The sequence below is a fragment of the Amycolatopsis sp. NBRC 101858 genome (genome assembly GCF_030269325.1).
In the GTDB taxonomy this organism is placed as follows: Bacteria; Actinomycetota; Actinomycetes; order Mycobacteriales; family Pseudonocardiaceae; genus Amycolatopsis; species Amycolatopsis ponsaeliensis.
The window spans coordinates 703,300-721,890 of record NZ_BSTD01000006.1; the positions used below are offsets into that span (position 1 = coordinate 703,300).

An 18,591-nucleotide genomic window follows, 5' to 3' on the forward strand; every position below is an offset into this window, starting at 1 on the left:
GCACTCCCCTTCACGAAAACCCGCCTCGACGGCGTTCGCCGTGATGCTGCCACGTGCGCGGTCACCGTGCGTGCGGACCCGCGAAAGTCACTGCTCCTTGACTTCGGCGGTGATCGCGGTGCACGATAGTTGCGCAGTTCGGTCATTCGAGTTGCACAGACCGCGCAAGGGAGCGTCCGCAATGCCGAAGCTGCTCGTCCTCGGGGACGACCTGACCGGCAGCAACGCGACCGGAGCGCTGTACGCCCGCTTCGGGCTGCGCGCGGTTTCCGTCAACGCGCCGCTCGAACCGGACGCGCCCTGCTTCCGCGCGGAAAGCGGGATCGACGCGCTGGTGGTCAACCTGGGTACCCGCCACGCCTCGCCACCACACGCCGCGCGGGCGGTGCGGACCGCGATCGAGCTGGCCGGGCCGGTCGAGCTGACCGTGAAGCGCGTGGACACGACGCTGCGCGGCAACGTCGGCGTGGAGACCGAGGCCGTCCTGGCCTCGGCGCCGGACGCCCGGGCCCTGGTCGTACCCGCGTTCCCGGACGCCGGCCGGGTCACCCTCGGCGGCCTGCACCTGGTCGACGGCGTGCCGCTGGCCGAAAGCCCCGCGTCGCGCGATCCGCTGGCCCCGGTGAAGTCGTCGCGGATCCGCACCCTCCTGCAGCCCACCGGCCGGGAGATCGCCGAACTGCCGCTGGACGTCGTCGAGGAAGGCGTGGACGCGGTCGTGGCCGCGCTGCGCCGGCCGGCCGGGATCGTCGTCTGCGACGCCACCACGAACCGGCACCTCACCACCGTCGCCAAGGCCGCGGCCCGGCTGGCGGCCGAGGGCACGCGGTGGATCTCGGTGGACTCGGGCCCGTTCGGCGTCCGGCTGGCCGCGGCGCTGGGCCTCGCGCCCGGCCACGGCACCGTCCCGCCGGTGCTCGCCGTGGTCGGCAGCATCACCGGGCAGACCCACGACCAGCTGCTGGAAACCGAGCTGGTGCTGGACGCGCGGTACGTCGACGTCGACCCGGAGCGGCCCGATCCCCCGTCGATCGCCGCGGCGGCAGGCGAACTGCTGGCAGCCGGGCACCGTGTAGTGGGTATCCGGACCCGGGCGCCCACCCCGGGCACGCCGGTCGACCCGGAGGTGGCCGCGAAGATCCCGCCGGCGCTGGGGGAAGCCGCCCGGCTGGTGCTCGGCGGGCACCGGATCGGCGGGCTGTACGCGACCGGCGGCGACATCGCCGTCGAAGTCACGAAAGCGCTCGGGGCCGAAGGCTTCGAGATCGACACCGAAGTCCTGCCCCTGGCGGTCGCCGGGCGGCTTTCCGGCGGCCCGCACACCGGGCTGCCCTTCGCCACCAAAGGCGGGCTGATCGGCGGGCGCGACGCCGCCGTCGCCTGCCTGGAACACCTGAACCACGTGCTGGCCACCGGAAGGAACACCCCGTGAGCGACCTCCCCATCCTTGCCGTCACCCTCGGCGACCCCGTGGGCATCGGCCCCGAGATCACCCTCAAGACGCTCGCCGAGCCCGAGTCCCTGCAGCTGGCGCGCGGGGTGGCGGTCGGTGACGCGATCGTGCTGGAACGCCTGGTCCGGCACCTCGGCCTGCACCTGGAGATCAACCCGATCGCCACGGTCGCCGACGCGCGCTTCACCCCGGGCGTGATCGACATCCTCAACCTCGGCGTGGTCCGGGAAGACCTGCCGTGGGGCGAGGTCAACGCGACGGCGGGCGCCGCCGCCGTGGGCGCGATCGAGGTGGCCACCCGGCTCGCGCTGGCCGGCGAGGTCGACGCGGTCGTCACCGCGCCGATCAACAAGGAGGCGATCTGGGCGGCGGGCTCCCAGCACCTCGGGCACACCGAGATGCTCGGCGAGCTGACCGGCTCGACCCGGTACAACACGATGTTCTGGGTGTCGGGGCTGAAGATCTTCTTCGCCACCCGGCACCTTTCGCTGCGCGAGGCGATCGACCGGATCACGCGGGAGAACATCGAACACGCGATCCGCGAGGCCTACACCGCCCTCGAAGTGTTCGGCACCGAGAAACCGAGACTCGCCGTGGCCGCGCTGAACCCGCACGGCGGGGAGAACGGCAAGTTCGGCAACGAGGAGATCATCGCGATCGCCCCGGCGGTGGCCGCCGCGCGGGTCGCCGGGCTCGACGTGGTCGGCCCGATCCCCGCGGATTCGGTTTTCCACCAAGGGATCCAGGGCCGGTTCGACGGCGTGCTCTCGCTCTACCACGACCAGGGGCACATCGCGTCGAAGACGTACGACTTCGACGGCACGGTGTCGGTGACGGTCGGCCTGCCGATCCTGCGCACGTCGGTCGACCACGGCACGGCGTTTGACATCGCCGGCACCGGCCGGGCCTCGCACGGCACGATGGTCGCGGCGTTCAAGGCCGCGGCGACCCTGGCGCCGTACGCGCGGAAGCTGCCCACCATCTACCCACCGGGCGTCCGGTGATCCCCCGCAAGCGCTGGGCGTACGTGATCCCGGTCGCGGTGGTCATGTACATGCTGGCCTACCTCGACCGCACGAACGTCGCGGTGATCCTGCCCTACATCGGCGACGACTTCCCGTTGTCCGCCAGCGCGAAGGGGCTGGCGAGCGGCATCTTCTTCATCGGCTACCTGATCCTGCAGATCCCGGCGGCCGTGCTGGCGGTGAAGTGGAGCGCCCGCAAGACGGTGCTGCTGCTGATGATCGCCTGGGCGGTCGCGGCCGTCCTGTGCGGCCTGGTGCAGAACGAGACCCAGCTGCACCTCGCGCGGCTGCTGCTCGGCCTGTTCGAGGGCGGTGTGTGGCCGGCGGTGCTGATCCTGCTGGCGTCGTGGTTCCCGCAGGCCGAACGGGCACGGGCGAACGCGCTGTGGATGACGTGCCTGCCGATCTCGGCGATCGTCATGTCGCCGCTGTCCGGGCTGATGCTCGACCACATGTCCTGGCGCTGGGTGTTCGTGATCCAGGGCCTGCCGCCGCTGCTGTGGGCCGTCGTCTGGTGGTTCGCGGTGGCGGACCGGCCGGCGCAGGCCCGCTGGATCTCCGCCGAAGAACGCGAATACCTCGAAACCACCTTGAAGGCCGAGGAAGAGGCGAAGCCCGCGTTCGCGAAGGAGGGCTGTGACAACCGAGGCTTCGCCTCGGGCCGGGGGCTTCGCCACCCGGACCCCCGAAAAGCGGGCTACCGGCAGGCCCTGGCGAACCGGCAGGTGCTGCTGCTGATCGGCGTCTACTTCTTCTGGATCACCGGGTTCTACGGCTTCAGCCTGTGGTTGCCGTCGGTCGTGAAGACGATGACCGGCGGCTCGGCCACCGCCGTCGGCTTCCTGTCGGCCGTGCCGTACGTCCTGGCGCTGGCCGGGATGGTGGCGTGCGCGCACTGGTCGGACCGGACCGGCAACCGGCGGCTCGCCGTCGCGGTGCCGCTGGTCGTCGCCATCGCCGGGCTGCTGCTCGGCAACCTCGTGCACTGGCCGGCGGCGGTGCAGCTGGTGCTGCTCTGCGTCGTCGCGACCGGCGTCTACATGCCGTACGGGCCGTTCTGGGCCATCCCCAGCCGGATCCTCGGCATCGAGGTCGTGGCCGTGGCGATGGGCCTGATCAACGCGCTGGGCAACCTCGGCGGGTTCGCCGGGCCCTACCTGGTCGGCTGGCTCACCGACGTCACCGGCAGCCCGACCACCGGCTTCGTGGTCCTGGCCGCGTTCCTCGCCGTGGCCGCCGGGCTGGCGTTCTTCGGGCTGAAACCGTCCCTCGTGGAAGACTCGGCGCATGTCCCAGCCGCGACCAGGCACCCGTGACCGGCGCGCGATGCTCCTGGAGGCCGTCCGCGACGGCTCGGGCGGCATCGCGGAACTGGCCGAGGAGTTCGGCGTCTCGGAGTCGACGATCCGCCGCGACCTCGCCTCGCTCGCCGGGGCCGGGCACGTCGTCCGCACCTACGGCGGCGCGCTCGACACCGAACGCAGCCCGCTCGAGAAGGACCGCGAGCACGCGGCGGCGAAGGACGCCATCGCCCGGGAAGCCGCCGCGCTGGTGCGCGACGGCGAGGTCGTGCTGCTCGACGCCGGCACGACCACCGGCAGGCTCGCCCGGCACCTCGCCCACCGCGAGAGGCTGACCGTCGTCACCAACGGCATCACCGCCATCCGCGAGCTCGCCGGCTTCGCGGGGATCGACCTGATCGTCCTCGGCGGCCGGGTCCGCCACCCCAACGAAGCGATCCTGGGCGAGAGCGTGCTGGCCCAGCTGCGGCACATCTCACCCGACCGGGTGTTCCTGGGCGCGGACGGCCTGGTGGCCGAGCGGGGCCTGTGCTGCCCCTCACTCGAGCAGTCGGTCGTCAAGCACGCGCTGCTGCACGCGGGCGGCGAGGCGTACGTGCTGGCCGACCACTCCAAGCTGGGCCAGGCACCTTTCCCGTACTGGGCACCGCTCGACCGCGAGTACCGGCTGATCACGGACAAGCCGAAGATCGACGTCATGTATCCGCAGTTCGCCGAGAGCGTGATCCTGGCCGGCGAGCCTGTGACAACCGGGGCTTCGCCCCGGGCCGGGGGCTCCGCCACCCGGACCCCCGAACCGAAGTCGGAAACTGTCGGTGGTGCCGCGCATGATGGACGACGTGGAAGGTGACGTGCTCGACCTCTTCTCCCCCGCGACCCGCGACTGGTTCGCGGGGGCCTTCGCCGCGCCCACCGCGGCGCAGGAAGGCGCCTGGCGGGCGGCGCACGCGGGCGAGCACGCCCTCGTCGTCGCGCCGACCGGCTCCGGCAAGACGCTGTCGGCGTTCCTCTGGGCGCTGGACCGGCTGTCGGTGGAGCCGCCGCCGGCGGAGGCCACGAAACGCTGCCGGATCCTCTACGTCTCCCCGCTGAAGGCGCTCGCCGTCGACGTCCAGCGGAACCTGCGCGCGCCGCTCGCCGGCATCTCGCAGGCCTCGCGGCGGCTCGGGCTCCCGGTGCCGGAGATCGAGGTCGGCATGCGCACCGGCGACACCACCGCGGCCGAGCGCCGCTCGTTCGGCAAGACCCCGCCGGACGTGCTGGTGACCACGCCGGAGTCGCTGTTCCTGATCCTCACGTCGTCGGCGCGGGAGTCGCTGCGCGGCGTCGAGACCGTGATCGTCGACGAGGTGCACGCAGTCGCCGGCGGCAAGCGCGGCGCACACCTCGCACTGTCGCTGGAACGGCTCGACTCCTTGCTCCCGAAGCCGGCGCAGCGGATCGGGCTGTCGGCGACGGTCCGCCCGGTCGACGAGGTGAGCGCGTTCCTGGCCGGCGGCCGCCCGGTGCGGGTGGTCCAGCCGAAGCTGGCGAAGACCATCGAGGTCCGCGTCGAAGTCCCGGTCGAGGACATGAGCAACCTCGACGCGCCGCGCAGCGGGCCCGCGCCGAGCCCGCTCGACGAGCTGGAGTCGCTGACCGAGGCGTTCCCGCCCGGCGACATCGCACCCGGTGGCCTGGGCACGCTGGAGGAGATCGCCGGCAACCCGGTGCAGCGGCCGTCGATCTGGCCGGCGGTCGAGGAGCGGGTGCTGAGCCTGATCCGCGACCACCGCTCGACCATCGTGTTCGCCAACTCGCGCCGGCTCACCGAGCGGATGACCGCCCGGCTGAACGAGCTGGCCGCCGAGCAGACCGAGCTCACGCCCGAAGACACGTTCCCGGCCGAAGCCGTCGGGCAGTCCGGGGTCAGCACCGGCGCGCCGCCGGTCATCGCCCGCGCGCACCACGGGTCGATGTCGCGGGAGCAGCGCACGCACGTCGAGGAAGACCTCAAGTCCGGGCGGCTGCCGTGCGTGGTGGCGACGTCGTCGCTGGAGCTGGGCATCGACATGGGCGCGGTCGACCTGGTGGTGCAGATCGAGGCGCCGCCGACGGTGGCGTCCGGGCTGCAGCGCGTCGGCCGGGCCGGGCACCAGGTCGGCGCGGTCTCCTCCGGGGTGATGTTCCCCAAGTTCCGCGGTGACCTCGTCTCCTGCGCGGTGGTCGCCGAACGGATGGCGAGCGGCGCGATCGAGGCGGTCCGCTACCCTCGCAACCCCCTGGACGTCCTGGCGCAGCACGTCGTCGCGATGGTGGCGCTCGAACCGTGGACGGTGGCGGACCTGGCGGCGCTGGTGCGGCGGGCGGCGCCGTTCGCGTCGCTGCCGGACGACGCGCTGCACGCGGTGCTCGACATGCTCGCCGGCCGGTACCCGAGCGAGGAGTTCGGCGAGCTGCGGGCCCGGATCACCTGGGACCGCATCGCCGGCGAGCTGCGCGGGCGGCCCGGCTCGCAGCGGCTGGCCGTCACCTCCGGCGGCACCATCCCCGACCGCGGCCTGTTCACCGTGATGACGCCGGGCGGGGACGACAAGCCCGGTTCGCGCGTCGGCGAGTTCGACGAGGAGATGGTCTACGAGTCGCGTGTCGGCGACACCATCCTGCTCGGCACGTCGTCGTGGCGGATCACCGACATCACGCACGACCGGGTCATCGTGGTACCCGCGCCGGGCGAGCCGGCCCGGATGCCGTTCTGGAAGGGCGACGCGCCGGGCCGTCCGCTGGAACTCGGCCGGGCGCTGGGGAAGTTCGTCCGCGAACTGTCCACAGCGGACGATCAGAAGGCACGAGAGCGGGCTGCCGCGGCGGGGCTGGACGAGCGGGCGTGCGACAACCTCCTCGCGTACCTGACCGAACAGAAGTCGGCCACCCGGCACGTGCCGAACGACCGGACGATCCTGCTGGAGCGCTACCGCGACGAGCTGGGCGACTGGCGGATCATCGTGCACTCGCCGTTCGGCGCGCAGGTGAACGCGCCGTGGGCGCTGGCCATCGCCGCGCGGCTGCGGGAGAACCGCGGGGTGGACGCGCAGGTGGCGCACTCCGACGACGGCATCGTGCTGCGGCTGCCGGACGCGCTCGACGCCGAGGGCGGCGACGTCACGATCGGCGCGGACGACATCCTGCTCGACCCCGAAGAGGTCGAGCAGCTGATCGTCGCGGAGGTCGGCGGCTCGGCCGTGTTCGCGGCGCGGTTCCGGGAGTGCGCGGCGCGATCGCTGCTGCTGCCGCGGCGGGACCCGCGGCGGCGCACTCCCCTTTGGCAGCAACGGCAACGCGCATCGCAGCTGCTGTCGGTCGCGGCGAAGTACGAGCGGTTCCCGGTCGTCCTCGAAGCGATGCGGGAGGTGCTGCAGGACGTCTACGACGTGAGCGGGCTGCGCGAGCTGATGGCCGACGTCCGGGCCCGCAAGGTCCGGCTGGTGGAGGTCGAGACGCCGGCCGCGTCGCCGTTCGCGCGCAGCCTGCTCTTCGGCTACGTCGGGATGTTCCTGTACGAGACGGACGCGCCGCTGGCCGAGCGGCGCGCGGCGGCGCTGTCGCTGGACTCGGGGCTGCTGGCCGAGCTCCTGGGCACCGAGGCGATCCGCGAGCTGCTCGACCCGGAAGCCGTGCGTGAGGTGGAACGGTCGCTGCAGCGGCTCGACCCGGACCGGCACGCGCGCTCGGCCGAGGACGCCGCCGACCTGCTGCGGTTCCTCGGCGACCTGACCGTCGAAGAGGCGGCCGAGCGCGGGATCCAGGCGGAGTGGCTCACCGAGCTGGAGGCGGCACGGCGGGCGATCCGGGTGCGGATCGGCGGCACGGAACGGTTCCTGGCGATCGAGGACTCCGGCAAGGTGCGGGACGCGCTGGGCACCGCGCTGCCCGTCGGCGTTCCCGAGGCGTTCACCGAACCGGTCGCGGATCCGCTCGGCGACCTGCTGTCGCGTTACGCCCGCAGCCGGGGGCCGTTCGCGGCGGCGACCGTGGCGGCGCGGTTCGGGCTGGGCATGGCGGTCGTCACCGGTGTCCTCGACCGGATGACCGGGGAAGGCCGCCTGGTGCGCGGCGAACTGAGCCCCGTCGGGCATCCGGACACCCACGGCGTGGGTGTCGAATACTGCGACTCCGCGGTGCTGCGGCGGCTGCGGCGGGCGTCGCTGGCGAAGCTGCGGGCCGAGGTGGAGCCGGTCGAACCGGCGGCGCTGGGCCGGTTCCTGCCGGCGTGGCACGGGTTCGGCGGCCGCGTCCGGGCGGCCCCGACGGCGGACGACGTGCTGTCGGTGGTCGAGCAGCTGGCCGGGGCGCCGTTGCCGGCGAGCGCGGTGGAGTCGCTGATCCTGCCCGGCCGGCTGCCGGGCTACTTCCCCGCGTTGCTCGACGAGCTGACGACCGCGGGCGAGGTCACGTGGGCGGGCTGCGGCGCGCTGTCGGGCGGGGACGGCTGGATCGCGCTCGCCCCCACCGACGTCGCCGACCTGTTGCTGCCGGAAGTCGTCGAGGACATCCCGACCGGCCCGCTGCACGACGCGCTCGTGTCCACTTTGGAGGGTGGCGCGCTGTTCTTCCGCCAGCTGGTGGACCGCGCGAGCGTGCTGGTGGACAAGGCGCCGGACGACGCCGAAGTCGTGGCCGCGCTGTGGGACCTGGTGTGGGCCGGGCTGGTCACGGGCGACACGCTGGGGCCGTTGCGGGCCCAGGTGGCCGGGCACGGCGCGCACAAGCCGCGGCGGCAGGCTCCTCGCGGCCGGTACGCGCGGTTGCGGGCGGGGCGGCCGCAGATGCCGTCGCGGTCGGGGCCGCCGACGGTCGCCGGCCGCTGGGCGCTGACGCCGGTCCGCGAGACCGACGCGACCCGGCGCGCCCACGCGCGGACGGAGGCGTTCCTGGAGCGCCACGGCGTCCTGACCCGCGGCGCGCTCGACACCGAACGCGTCACCGGCGGGTTCTCGGGGATCTACAAGGTGCTGCGCGGCATGGAAGACACCGGCCAGGTGATCCGCGGCTACGTCGTGGAGGGGCTGGGCGCGGCCCAGTTCGCGGCGAAGGGGGCGGTGGACCGGCTGCGTGCGCTGTCGGGTCCGGGCCGCCCGGCTCCCGGCCGCGCGGTGGTGCTGGCGGCGGCGGACCCGGCCCAGCCGTACGGTGCGGCGCTCCCCTGGCCGGCCGCCACGGGCGACACGAAGCACCGCCCGGCCCGCAAGGCCGGTGCGCTGGCGGTGCTGGTGGACGGGGTTCCGGCGCTGTACGTCGAGCGAGGAGGCCGGTCACTGCTGAGCTTCACCGAGGAACGGCAACCGTTGTCGGACGCGGCACAGGCGCTGTCAGCCGCGGTCCGGGAGGGCTGGCTGGGCCAGCTGGCGGTCCAGCGTGCGGACGGCGAACAAGCCCTGACGTCGGAGCTGGCGGAGGTCCTGCGGGAGGCCGGTTTCCGGGCCACGCCCTCGGGTCTGCGCCTGCGGGCCTAAGCTGCCAGTCCGACACGCACGAAGGATGTTCTGCTCATGGCCATGCGCGAGCTGCGCTATTTCGGGGACCCGATCCTCAAGTCCGTCTGCGACCCGGTCACCGTGTTCGACGAGAAGCTCGAGGCGCTCGTGCGGGACCTGGTCGACTCGGTGAAGCCGGCGGGGCGAGCCGGGCTGGCCGCGCCGCAGATCGGGGTCGGGCTGCGCATCTTCAGCTACGACGTCGCCGGGCTCGCCGGGTACGTCGTCAACCCGGAGATCGTCGAGCTGTCCGAGGAGACGCACGAGATCGACGAGGGCTGCCTTTCGGTGCCGGAGCTGTGGTTCCCGACGAGGCGCGCGAAGCACGCGAAGGTCCGGGGCGTCGACATCCACAACGAGCCGATCGAGGTCGAAGGCGAGGAAGTGCTGGCCCAGTGCCTCCAGCACGAAACCGACCACCTCGACGGCGTGCTCTACCTGGACCGCCTCACGGCCGAGCGCAAGAAGACGGCCATGCGCGAAGCGCGCGACAAGGACTGGTTCTGGAAACGCTGACCAGGCCCCGGCTTCACCCCGGCAGGAACATCCGCAGCTGGGTGCCCTCCTCGAGGGAGCGTTCCGTGCGCAGCCCCGCCCGGGCCGCCGTGCGCGGCAACACGTCGTCGCCGGGGAGGCAGTCCGCCCTCAGCTCCGCGATGCCCTGAGCCTCTGCGAGCGTCGCCACCCTGGACAGCAGGGCCGTGCCGATGCCCTGGCGCTGCCAGTCGTCCTCCACCAGCAGGGAAATCTCGGCGCCGCCCGTCGCGGACGGGATCAGCTGGGCCAGGCCGATCACCTCGCGGCCGAAGACCGCGAGCACGCTCGTGCCACGCGGGGGCACCAGCAGGCGGTGCAGCCAGCGGCGCGGGACCGTCCGGACTCCCGTGTGGTAGCGGCGGAAGAGCGTCGCCGTCGAGCAGCGGCGGTGCAGTCCGGACACCGCTTCGGCGTCGGCGGGGACGCCCTTGCGCAGGACGATCGCCGCGCCGTCCGGGCGGTTGAGCACCACCGGGCCCGCGATGTTCCGCTCCGCGGCGGTCAGCAACGTCACCAGCGCCTCGGCACGGGTGAGCTCCAGCTGGACGAACGGTGCCCACTGGCGCCGCGCCACCAGCGCGTCCCCGCCGCCCAGCGCGAACACCGCCCGGTGCCCGCTCTCGGTGCGGGCCGGGTTCGCCTCGGCCGTGGGGACGCGCGTGACGACGTCCGCGGCCAGCACGTCCTTCAGCACCTCGGCGAGGTGCGCCGGGTCGTCGACCGCCCGGCGGGCCGCGAGCAGCGTCGACGACGCCGGGTCGACCAGCTCGTGGACGTCGGCGTCGATGATCGCCGTGCACTCGCAGCCCTCGGCGCGGATGGCGTCGGCCAGGTGCCGCCGGGGCAGGCCGGTCGCCGGGCGCAGGACGATCTCGTCGAGCACGCCGCCGGGCACGGGCAGCACGGCCAGGCCGAGGATGTTGCACTCGAGGTCGGCGAGCCGGATCGCGATGCGGGCGAGGGTGCCGGGGTGGTCGTGCATCCGGATCCGGACCCGCCACGCGGACGGCGCGTCCGCCACGTCGACGGCGGCCGCCGGGCCGACCTGGGGCAACGCTCTGGAGGTCTCCATGCCACCACGGTCCCGCGCGGTTGTTGCCGGGCCAGGACGCCGGTGTTTCGCGCAGGTCAGCGTTGGCCGCGGCCCGGCAACCCGGGCGAAACACTCGTCAGCCAGGATCGCAGCTCGGTCGCCAGGGTGACCGGGGCGTCCAGCTGGATGAGGTGGCCGACGGCGGCGACCGGGGTGAACGTCGCGCCGCGGATGCCCGCGGCCAGCCGCTCGCCGATCGAGGGCGGGATCCACGTGTCCTCGGCACCCCAGAGCACGCGCACCGGGAGGTCCACTCGGCCCAGTTCCGCCTCGTTGTCGGCCAGGTAGCGCTCGTCGTACGCGGCGATCTGGCGGTAGAACGCCGGCTGGCCTTCCTCCCCGAGCCACGGCGCGGTGAGCTCCGCGAGGTCGGCCTCCCGCAGTTCGCGGAAGCTCGCGTTGCCGATGTAGGCCCGGACCAGCGCCTCGTGGATGTACGGCGGCACCCGGGCGAGCACGTCCGGGTGCTCCTTGACGAGCTGGAAGAACGGCGAACCCGACGGCGGGATGGCCACGGCGTCGGCCATCAGCAGCGACGCGTACGGCACGCCGTGGACCAGGTGGGCGCGCAGCGACACGGCACCGCCGTAGTCGTGGGCGACGACGTGCGGCCGGTCGAGACCCCAGTGTGCGAGCAGCGCCCGGAACGCCTCGGCCTGGACGCCGAAATCGACCGGGTGGTCCGCGTCCTTCGAGGACCGGCCGTAGCCCGGCATGTCCCAGAGGTAGACGGTGAAGTCTTCGCTCAGCGCTTCGGCGAAGGGCCGCCACAGCGCCGACGACCACGGTGTGCCGTGGCAGAACACCACCGCGGGGCCGGATCCGGCCCGGTCCCAGGCGATCCGGCGCCCCTGCCACTCGAAGGTCTCCATGCTCCCAAGCTAGGTCAGCGCGGGGTCAGTACGCAGAACTCGTTGCCCTCCGGGTCCATCAGCACGCGCCACGGCAGGGCCGGCCCGCCGAGGTCCGCGGGCGCCGCACCCGCCGCCACGACTTCCGACACCGCCTCCGCGTGCTCGGTGCCCGACGGCGGCGCGACATCGAGGTGCACCCGGTTCTTGACGCTCTTCACGTCGTCGTTGCGGAGGAACTCCAGCCACGGCCCGCGGTTCGACGGCGCGCGCAACCCCACCAGGACGTCGCCTTCGCGGGCGGCGACCGGCCAGCCGGTGAGCCGCGCCCAGAAGTCCGCCATGCGCTCCGGGTCGTGGGCGTCGACCACGATCGAAGCCACCGCGCCCGACGCGTACCGGTCGCGGGGCTCGAGGACGCAGAACTCGTTGCCCTCCGGATCGGCCAGCACGACCCATGGCACGGCGCCCTGCCCGAGGTCGACCCGGTGGCCGCCGAGCTCCACGGCGCGCGACACCAGCTCCGCCTGGTGCGAGAGCGACGTGCTCGCCAGGTCCAGGTGGATCCGGTTCTTCACCTCCTTGGCCTCGGGCACGGGCACGAAAACGAGGTCCAGGTCCCAGCCGTCGGTCTCCGGGGCGCGCACGTCGACCTCGTCCGGCTCCTCGACGGCGACACGCCAGCCGAGGAGCGCGGCCCAGAAGTCCGCCAGGACTCTCGGCCGCGCCGCGTCGATCACCAGGTTCACCAGGCGCGTGGTCATGGGCCGCAGGCTAACCGCCACCTCCGACAGTTCCGGTTCGGCTTCCCCACCGGCCGGATCATCGGGTCGCGAGCCGCATCAGCGCCCAGAGCTGGGCCGCCTGGTCGTGCACTCCCCGCACGGTCACCGAGGTCAGGGACGACCGGCCCCACAACCACAGGTAGATCCGCCCGGGTTCGGCGGCCGTGACGACGTCGTCCGCGGTCTCGGCCTCCTCGGCCGAGCAGCGCCAGGCCTCGGTCGACTCGGGCCCGGCCCGCGCGATCCAGCTGTGCGCGCCGGTGCGCACGCCGACCGAGCCCGCTTTCGTGCCGGTCAGACCCAGCATCGGCAGCTTGTGGCCGAACCAGAGGGTCAGCGCCTCGTCGATGCCGTCGATCGCCAGGTCCTCGGCGACGCCGCGCTGCTCCGCGCCCGCCGCCTGCTCGACGTCGACGCGGTGGACCAGCGTCTCGTGCAGCATCCGCCGGCGCCAGAACCCGTAGGTCGGGTCGGCCGGCCACCACGTGTCGGCGCGCTCTTCGGGGTCGTGCGCGGCCAGTTCGTCGAGGAGCTCGGCCAGGCCGGTCTCCAGGTACGCGGCCAGGCTCTGGCCCGGCTCGGGGTCGCGCTGCCAGTCTTCGGGGTTGCGGCCTTCGGCGAGCCGGCGCCGGACCATCCGGTAGAGGCTGCCGACGTGCCGGGCCACCTCGGCGGCCGACCAGCCCGGACAGGCGGGCACCGGCGCTTCGGCGGGCGCCGCGTGGACGGCCTCGGCCAGCACCCGGCCTTCGATCCCCAGCGCCGTGAGCAACCGCCCTCGGTCGACCGGGCCGTGCTCACGCGACATGGGCTTCCCCGGTGATCGGGAGGCCGTGCACCAGGCGGCGGACCAGTTCGAGGAACGACGTGGCGGCCCGCACCAGCTCGACGGCCGACTCGGCGGTGACCTTCCCGGTGATCCCGGCCTGCGCGGCGGCGCGCGCGGCCGAGTTGCCCGCGAAGAAGGCCGACCACTCCCGCAGTTCGGGAGCGACGGAGTCGAGCAGCACCCAGGTACTGGCCGGCCGAGCACGCCCCCGGTGCGGACGCCCCCGGGCAGCAAGCACGGCGGCGGCGCCCCGCAGGGCGGCGAGGTAGGCACCGATGAAGCGCTCGGCGGGAGCGGTCTCCCGGTCGGCCTCGGCGAGCCCGCGCCGGGCTTGGGCAAGCAGGCCGGCGGCAACGGGCGGTGCGGGCGGGCGGAGGGACATGGGCAGCTCGGGCTGGTTGCGCTCAGCGTGGGCGGCGGATTCCCCCTCGACGGCGGGCGGACGCAGGGAGTCAGGGAACTGCGGGGAGTCCGCGGTGGGCGGACGCAGCGAAGCAGGCAGCTCGGACAGGCTGCGACCAGCATCGGGCGAACCGGACTCGACATCGGCAGTGGGCGGGCGCAGCGAGGCCGGCAACTCGGACTGACCGGCATCCGCGACCGGCGGACGCAGCGAAATCGGCAGCTCGGGCTGCCCCGGGTCTGCCACCGGCACCGGCGAGTGCGAAATCGGCAGCTCGACCTGCTCAAGCTCCGCACCGGCGATGGGCGGACGCAGCGAGGTCGGCGGCTGGGATTGACCACTGTCCGCATGAGCAGCCGACGGGCGCAAAGAGGTGGGCACCTCGGGCCAGCCGGCATCCGCAGCGGCAGCAGCCGGACGCGGCGAAGCCGAAAGCTCGGACTGACCGGCATCCGCGACCAGCGGACGCAGCGACATCGGCAGCTCGGGCTGCCCCGGGTCGACCGCCGCCGTCGGGTGCAGTCGGCCCTTTCCCTCGGCCCGCGGGCGGGTTCGGCGGGGGCGGCCGTGGTGGGTGCCGGCCGCTGGTGGGGTTACCGGCGGGCGCAGCGGCATGGGCAGCTGCGGCTGCCCGGACTCCGTGGGGGACACGACCTTGACGGACATGACGACCCTCCTCCTGCGCGGGGTGAGCCCGATCGAGCACCCGGCGGCCGGACGCTTCCCCCGCCCCGCCGCCGGGCACCTGACCGGTGCGCGCTCACCGATGTCGAACGTCTGTTCGAACAATTTCCAGAGTAACCCCGACCCGGTGTCCGCTCAACCCCACGGGTGGAATCCCCGGACGTGGTGCGGGACACCAGGTCGGTGGCGTGATCTCATAGGTTCATGAGTTCGCTGGACCACCCCGCCGTCGCCAAGGTGGCGGCCGCGCTGGCCGAAGCCGGGCAGCACGCCGCCGCCGAGGGCATCCGCGTGCTGCCCGCCGAGGTCCGGACCGCCGCTCAGGCGGCCGAAGCGCTCGGCGTGCCCGTGGGGGCCATCGCCAACAGCCTCATCTTCCGCCTGGGGTCCGACAAAAAAGCGCTCCTCGCCCTCACCTCGGGCGCCCACCGCGCCGATCCGGCCACCCTCGAGCGGCTGGCCGGGGCCGGAATCGGCAAGGCCGACGCCGACTTCGTGCGGGCGCACACCGGGCAGCCGATCGGCGGCGTCGCCCCCACCGGGCACCCGGGGCCGCTGCCGACGCTGGTCGACACCGCGCTGCGCGCCCACGACGTCGTGTGGGCCGCCGCCGGGCACCCCAAGACCGTCTACCCCACCACCTTCGCGGAGCTGGTCGCCTTGACCGGGGGCACCCCGGGCGCGCTCAGCGGCGCGGAGGAAGATGGACAGCCGTGACCGCGATGCCCGCCGGCTGCTCCCGCTACGTCCAGCTCTCCTCGGACGAGTTCCGCGCCCGCCTGCCCGAGGCGCTGGACATCTACGTCCGGGCGATGCGGTACCCGGCAGGCACCGCCGAGCAGCGCGCGCCGATGTGGCTCACCCACGCGCTGCGCGAGGGCTGGCGCTGCATGGCCGCGCTCGACGCCGACGACGTCCTGCTCGGGCTCGCCTACGGCTACCGCGGCCGGGCCGGGCAGTGGTGGCACGAGCAGGTGCGCCACGGCCTGAGCCGTCGCTTCGGGCCCGAAGCGGCGGAGCGCTGGCTGTCGGACTACTTCGAGCTGACCGAGATCCACGTCAAGCCGGAGAACCAGGGCCACCAGATCGGCGAGGACCTGCTGCGCGCGCTGCTGGACGGCGTGCCGAGCGCGAACGTCCTGCTGTCGACGCCCGAGGGCACCAGCCGGGCGTGGAAGCTCTACCGGCGCACCGGGTTCGTCGACGTCCTGCGCGACTACCACTTCGCCGGCGACCCGCGGCCGTTCGCGATCCTCGGGCGGGCGCTGCCCCTCGACTCGCGCTGAGCCGAGGGGCGACGCCGGTCAGCGCGGTTCGGGACGCCAGTACCCGATCAGCAGCGCCGCGACCAGGACGGCGGCGCCGCACCAGGCCGTGACGCCGAGCCGTTCCCCGAAGAGCGCGGCGGACAGGACGGTGGCCGTCAGCGGCTCGAGCACCGCCGACAGCGCACCCAGGACGGGGTGCGCCGTCGCCAGGCCGCGCAGGTAGGCGGCGTAGGCGAGCGCGGTCGGCACCGCGCCGAGGTAGCAGGCCGCCGCGAGGACGTCCGCGTGCAGCGGCAGTGCCATGCCCGTCCAGCTCGCCACGGGGGTGAGCAGGAGACCGCCGGTCAGGCAGCCGAACGCCGTCGTGGACAGCGGGTCCAGGCCGTCGACCGGCTTCGCGGTGAGCAGCGTCAGGGCCGCGAAGCCCGCCGCGGCGAGAAGCGCGAAGCCGAGGCCGCCGACGAGGTGGGCGGGTTCGTCCGGTGACCAGCGGAGCAGCACCAGTCCGGCGAGCGTGCCGGCGAGGGAGAGCACCGTCCAGCGGTGGGGCCGGCGCACCACCGCGAGCGTGACGACGACGGGTGCGGCGCCGATGGTGGTCATCGTGGCGATGCTGACCGAGCTGAGCGCGACGGCGGCGAAGTAGCTCGCCTGGAAGAGGGCGAACAGCGCGCCGACGGCGAGAAGCCGCTTCGCCGCTTCGGCGGTGCGTGGGAGGCCGCCGCCTTTCAGCAGGACGAAGAGGGTCGCGACGCCGCCGCCGACGAGCAGCCGGTACGCGGCCACGGCGAGCGGGTGAAGACCGGCCAGCTGACCGAGAAGGGAGCCGGCGAGGCCACCGGTGCCCCAGAGGACACCGGCGAGAACGAGCGCGGCCGAAGACCGGGCGCGCGTGGACAGGGTTGTCAAAGGAACGCTCCTGCGTCGAAGGAAAAGGGAGCTCGACGACGCGGGGCGGTGCAAGACGAATCAGCCGCGGGCCCTGGAGGCCACGCGGCTGGGAACCACCCCGCTCAGGCGCGGGGCGGTGGGGTGACGAAGAGGATTCGGCGCACGGGGCGAACCTAGCGGGGGCGAACGCCGTGCGGCCACCGGTTTTCCGGTGGCCGCCCGGCGGAGCTCAGTCCAGCCACTGGTTTCCGGTGACCGCCCGGCGGAGCTCAGTCCAGCTGGGCCAGCTGCTCCCGCAGCGTGTCCAGCCCCATCCCGCCGAGCCGCAGTGCCTGCATGTGGAACCGCTTGATGTCGAACGCGCCGCCGGCCCGGCCCTGGGCCTCCGAGCGGGCCGTCAGCCACAGGCGCTCGCCGATCTTGTACGCCGGGGCCTGGCCGGGCCAGCCCAGGTACCGGTCGATCTCGTCGCGGACGTGCGCTTCGTCGGTGATCGTGCGGGTCAGCATGAACTCCAGGCCCAGCTCCGGGGTCCACCGCGCCCCCTCGTGGAAGCCCGTTCCCGCCGGGATCTCGAGCTCCAGGTGCATGCCCAGGTCGACCACCACCCGCGCCGCGCGGAAGAGCTGCTCCGACAGCATTCCCAGCAGGTCGCCGTCGTCGGAGAGGTAGCCCAGCTCCTCCATCAGGCGCTCCGAGTACAGCGCCCAGCCCTCCGCGTGGCCCGACGTGAACGCCATCAGGCGCTGGTACTTGTTCAGCCCCTCGGACTGGTCCACCGCCGTCGCGATCTGGAGGTGGTGACCCGGTGCTCCTTCGTGGTACACCGTGCTCGTCTCGCGCCACGTGACGAACTCGTCGCGGCCGGCGGGCAGGGACCACCACATCCGGCCCGGGCGGGCGAAGTCCTCGCTCGGACCCGTGTAGTACGCGCCCACTCCGCCGCCCGGCGGGGCGATCTTGCACTCCAGCGCCATCACGCGGTCCGAAATCTCGAAGTGCTTGCCGCGCAACGACTTCAGCGCCTCGTCGGACAGGTGCTGCATCCACGCCTCGAACTCCGCGCGGCCGCGGACGCGGTAGCGGGGGTCGGCGTCGAGCACCGCCGCGACCTCCGCCACCGAAGCGCCCGGCTTGACGCGGTTCGCGACCGCCCGCATCTCGGACTCGATCCGGGCGAACTCCGCCCAGCCCCATTCGTAGGCCTCGCGCAGGTCCAGCGCCGCGCCGACGAAGTACCGCGACCACAGCCGGTAGACGTCCTCGCCGACGGCGTCCTTGACCGGGGCCTTCGGCGCCAGCTCGGCCCGCAGGAACCCGGCGAACTCCGCGAACGCCTCCTCGGCGGCCCGCGCGCCGTGCGCAAGGTCTCCCTTCAGCGCTTCACCCTGTGAAGACGCGCCGCCGACGAGCTGCGTGAAGTAGCCCGTCTCGTCCTGGAGCCCGGCCCACGTCTCGCACTGCTCCGCCACCTTCGCGATCTGCCGCAGCGCCGAGACGTGCCCGTTGTCGGCCGCCGTGAGCAGGCCGTTGCGGACGTTCGCGAGCGCCTGCGGGACCTCGCCGAGCCGGGCCGAGACGACCGACCAGTCCTGCTCGGTGTCGAGCGGCATCAGGTCGAACGCCATCCGCAGCTCCTGCACCGGGCTGGAGATGACGTTCAGGCTCGCCACGTCGAGGCCGGCCTCGTGGATCTCCAGCTCCAGCCCGACGCGCTCGGTGAACACGGCCTTCGCGGCGCGCTCGGCGGTGTCCTGCGGCTCGGCGGCCGTGACGGCGGCGTGCGCCCGCGACGCCAGTGCGGCGCGCTCGGCGAACCCGTCCGCCGAGTAGTCGGTCAGCCGGTGGTCGTGACCCGTGATGCCGTATGCGGTCGCCGCGACCGGGTCCGCGGCCGCGTATTCGTCGACGTAGCGGTCACAGATCCCGTGCACGCCATCGGAAGCAGTAGAAGCCAT

General features: G+C 73.5%; 15 protein-coding genes. 8 read left to right on the forward strand and 7 right to left on the reverse strand.

Annotated features, from left to right (window positions below; translation table 11 throughout):
- The first annotated feature begins 181 nt into the window (after positions 1-181).
- The 6 genes from QSK39_RS42460 to def are packed head-to-tail and all read left to right on the forward strand — an operon-like array spanning position 182 to position 9,808.
- Positions 182-1,432, forward strand: a complete 1,251-nt coding sequence (locus QSK39_RS42460; protein ID WP_285483448.1) for a four-carbon acid sugar kinase family protein — start codon at positions 182-184, stop codon at positions 1,430-1,432.
- Positions 1,429-2,457, forward strand: coding sequence for a 4-hydroxythreonine-4-phosphate dehydrogenase PdxA (gene pdxA, locus QSK39_RS42465; RefSeq protein WP_285483449.1), 1,029 nt, complete (start codon positions 1,429-1,431; stop codon positions 2,455-2,457). Before QSK39_RS42460 ends, pdxA begins: the two co-directional genes overlap by 4 nt.
- Complete coding sequence (locus QSK39_RS42470; RefSeq protein ID WP_285483450.1) at positions 2,454-3,794, forward strand: MFS transporter; 1,341 nt, start codon at positions 2,454-2,456, stop codon at positions 3,792-3,794. The genes pdxA and QSK39_RS42470 overlap by 4 nt, the downstream gene beginning before the upstream one ends.
- The gene (locus tag QSK39_RS42475; RefSeq protein WP_285483451.1) at positions 3,766-4,629 is read left to right on the forward strand and encodes a DeoR/GlpR family DNA-binding transcription regulator; all 864 of its coding nucleotides are present in this window, start codon (positions 3,766-3,768) and stop codon (positions 4,627-4,629) included. Before QSK39_RS42470 ends, QSK39_RS42475 begins: the two co-directional genes overlap by 29 nt.
- Positions 4,607-9,271, forward strand: a complete 4,665-nt coding sequence (locus tag QSK39_RS42480; RefSeq protein WP_285483452.1) for a DEAD/DEAH box helicase — start codon at positions 4,607-4,609, stop codon at positions 9,269-9,271. Before QSK39_RS42475 ends, QSK39_RS42480 begins: the two co-directional genes overlap by 23 nt.
- Before the next feature lie 36 nt (positions 9,272-9,307).
- Complete coding sequence (gene def, locus QSK39_RS42485) at positions 9,308-9,808, forward strand: peptide deformylase (RefSeq protein ID WP_285483453.1); 501 nt, start codon at positions 9,308-9,310, stop codon at positions 9,806-9,808.
- Between the two features lie 13 nt (positions 9,809-9,821).
- Here def and QSK39_RS42490 read toward each other — a convergent pair whose 3' ends face one another.
- The 5 genes from QSK39_RS42490 to QSK39_RS42510 are packed head-to-tail and all read right to left on the reverse strand — an operon-like array spanning position 9,822 to position 14,456.
- Entirely contained in the window at positions 9,822-10,901 is a 1,080-nt protein-coding gene (locus tag QSK39_RS42490) for a GNAT family N-acetyltransferase (protein WP_502873356.1), read from the reverse strand.
- Positions 10,902-10,957: 56 nt separating this feature from the next.
- Positions 10,958-11,794, reverse strand: a complete 837-nt coding sequence (locus QSK39_RS42495) for an alpha/beta fold hydrolase (RefSeq protein ID WP_285483454.1) — start codon at positions 11,792-11,794, stop codon at positions 10,958-10,960.
- Between the two features lie 14 nt (positions 11,795-11,808).
- Entirely contained in the window at positions 11,809-12,537 is a 729-nt protein-coding gene (locus tag QSK39_RS42500) for a VOC family protein (protein WP_285483455.1), read from the reverse strand.
- A gap of 58 nt (positions 12,538-12,595) precedes the next feature.
- Positions 12,596-13,366, reverse strand: coding sequence for a maleylpyruvate isomerase family mycothiol-dependent enzyme (locus QSK39_RS42505; RefSeq protein ID WP_285483456.1), 771 nt, complete (start codon positions 13,364-13,366; stop codon positions 12,596-12,598).
- Positions 13,356-14,456 carry an SAV_6107 family HEPN domain-containing protein gene (locus QSK39_RS42510; protein ID WP_285483457.1) on the reverse strand — a complete coding sequence of 367 codons (1,101 nt, stop codon included), beginning with the start codon at positions 14,454-14,456 and terminating at the stop codon, positions 13,356-13,358. Before QSK39_RS42510 ends, QSK39_RS42505 begins: the two co-directional genes overlap by 11 nt.
- Before the next feature lie 222 nt (positions 14,457-14,678).
- On the opposite strand from QSK39_RS42510, the gene QSK39_RS42515 reads away from it, so the two are divergent.
- Complete coding sequence (locus tag QSK39_RS42515) at positions 14,679-15,191, forward strand: YbaK/EbsC family protein (protein WP_284741053.1); 513 nt, start codon at positions 14,679-14,681, stop codon at positions 15,189-15,191.
- Positions 15,188-15,760 carry a GNAT family N-acetyltransferase gene (locus tag QSK39_RS42520; protein WP_284741052.1) on the forward strand — a complete coding sequence of 191 codons (573 nt, stop codon included), beginning with the start codon at positions 15,188-15,190 and terminating at the stop codon, positions 15,758-15,760. The genes QSK39_RS42515 and QSK39_RS42520 overlap by 4 nt, the downstream gene beginning before the upstream one ends.
- 18 nt (positions 15,761-15,778) lie before the next feature.
- On the opposite strand, the gene QSK39_RS42525 is transcribed toward QSK39_RS42520, so the two are convergent.
- Both QSK39_RS42525 and QSK39_RS42530 read right to left on the reverse strand, forming a co-directional pair.
- A complete protein-coding gene (locus QSK39_RS42525; RefSeq protein WP_285483458.1) occupies positions 15,779-16,651 on the reverse strand; it encodes a DMT family transporter in 873 nt (290 codons plus the stop codon).
- Between the two features lie 251 nt (positions 16,652-16,902).
- Positions 16,903-18,591, reverse strand: a complete 1,689-nt coding sequence (locus tag QSK39_RS42530; protein WP_285483459.1) for a DUF885 domain-containing protein — start codon at positions 18,589-18,591, stop codon at positions 16,903-16,905.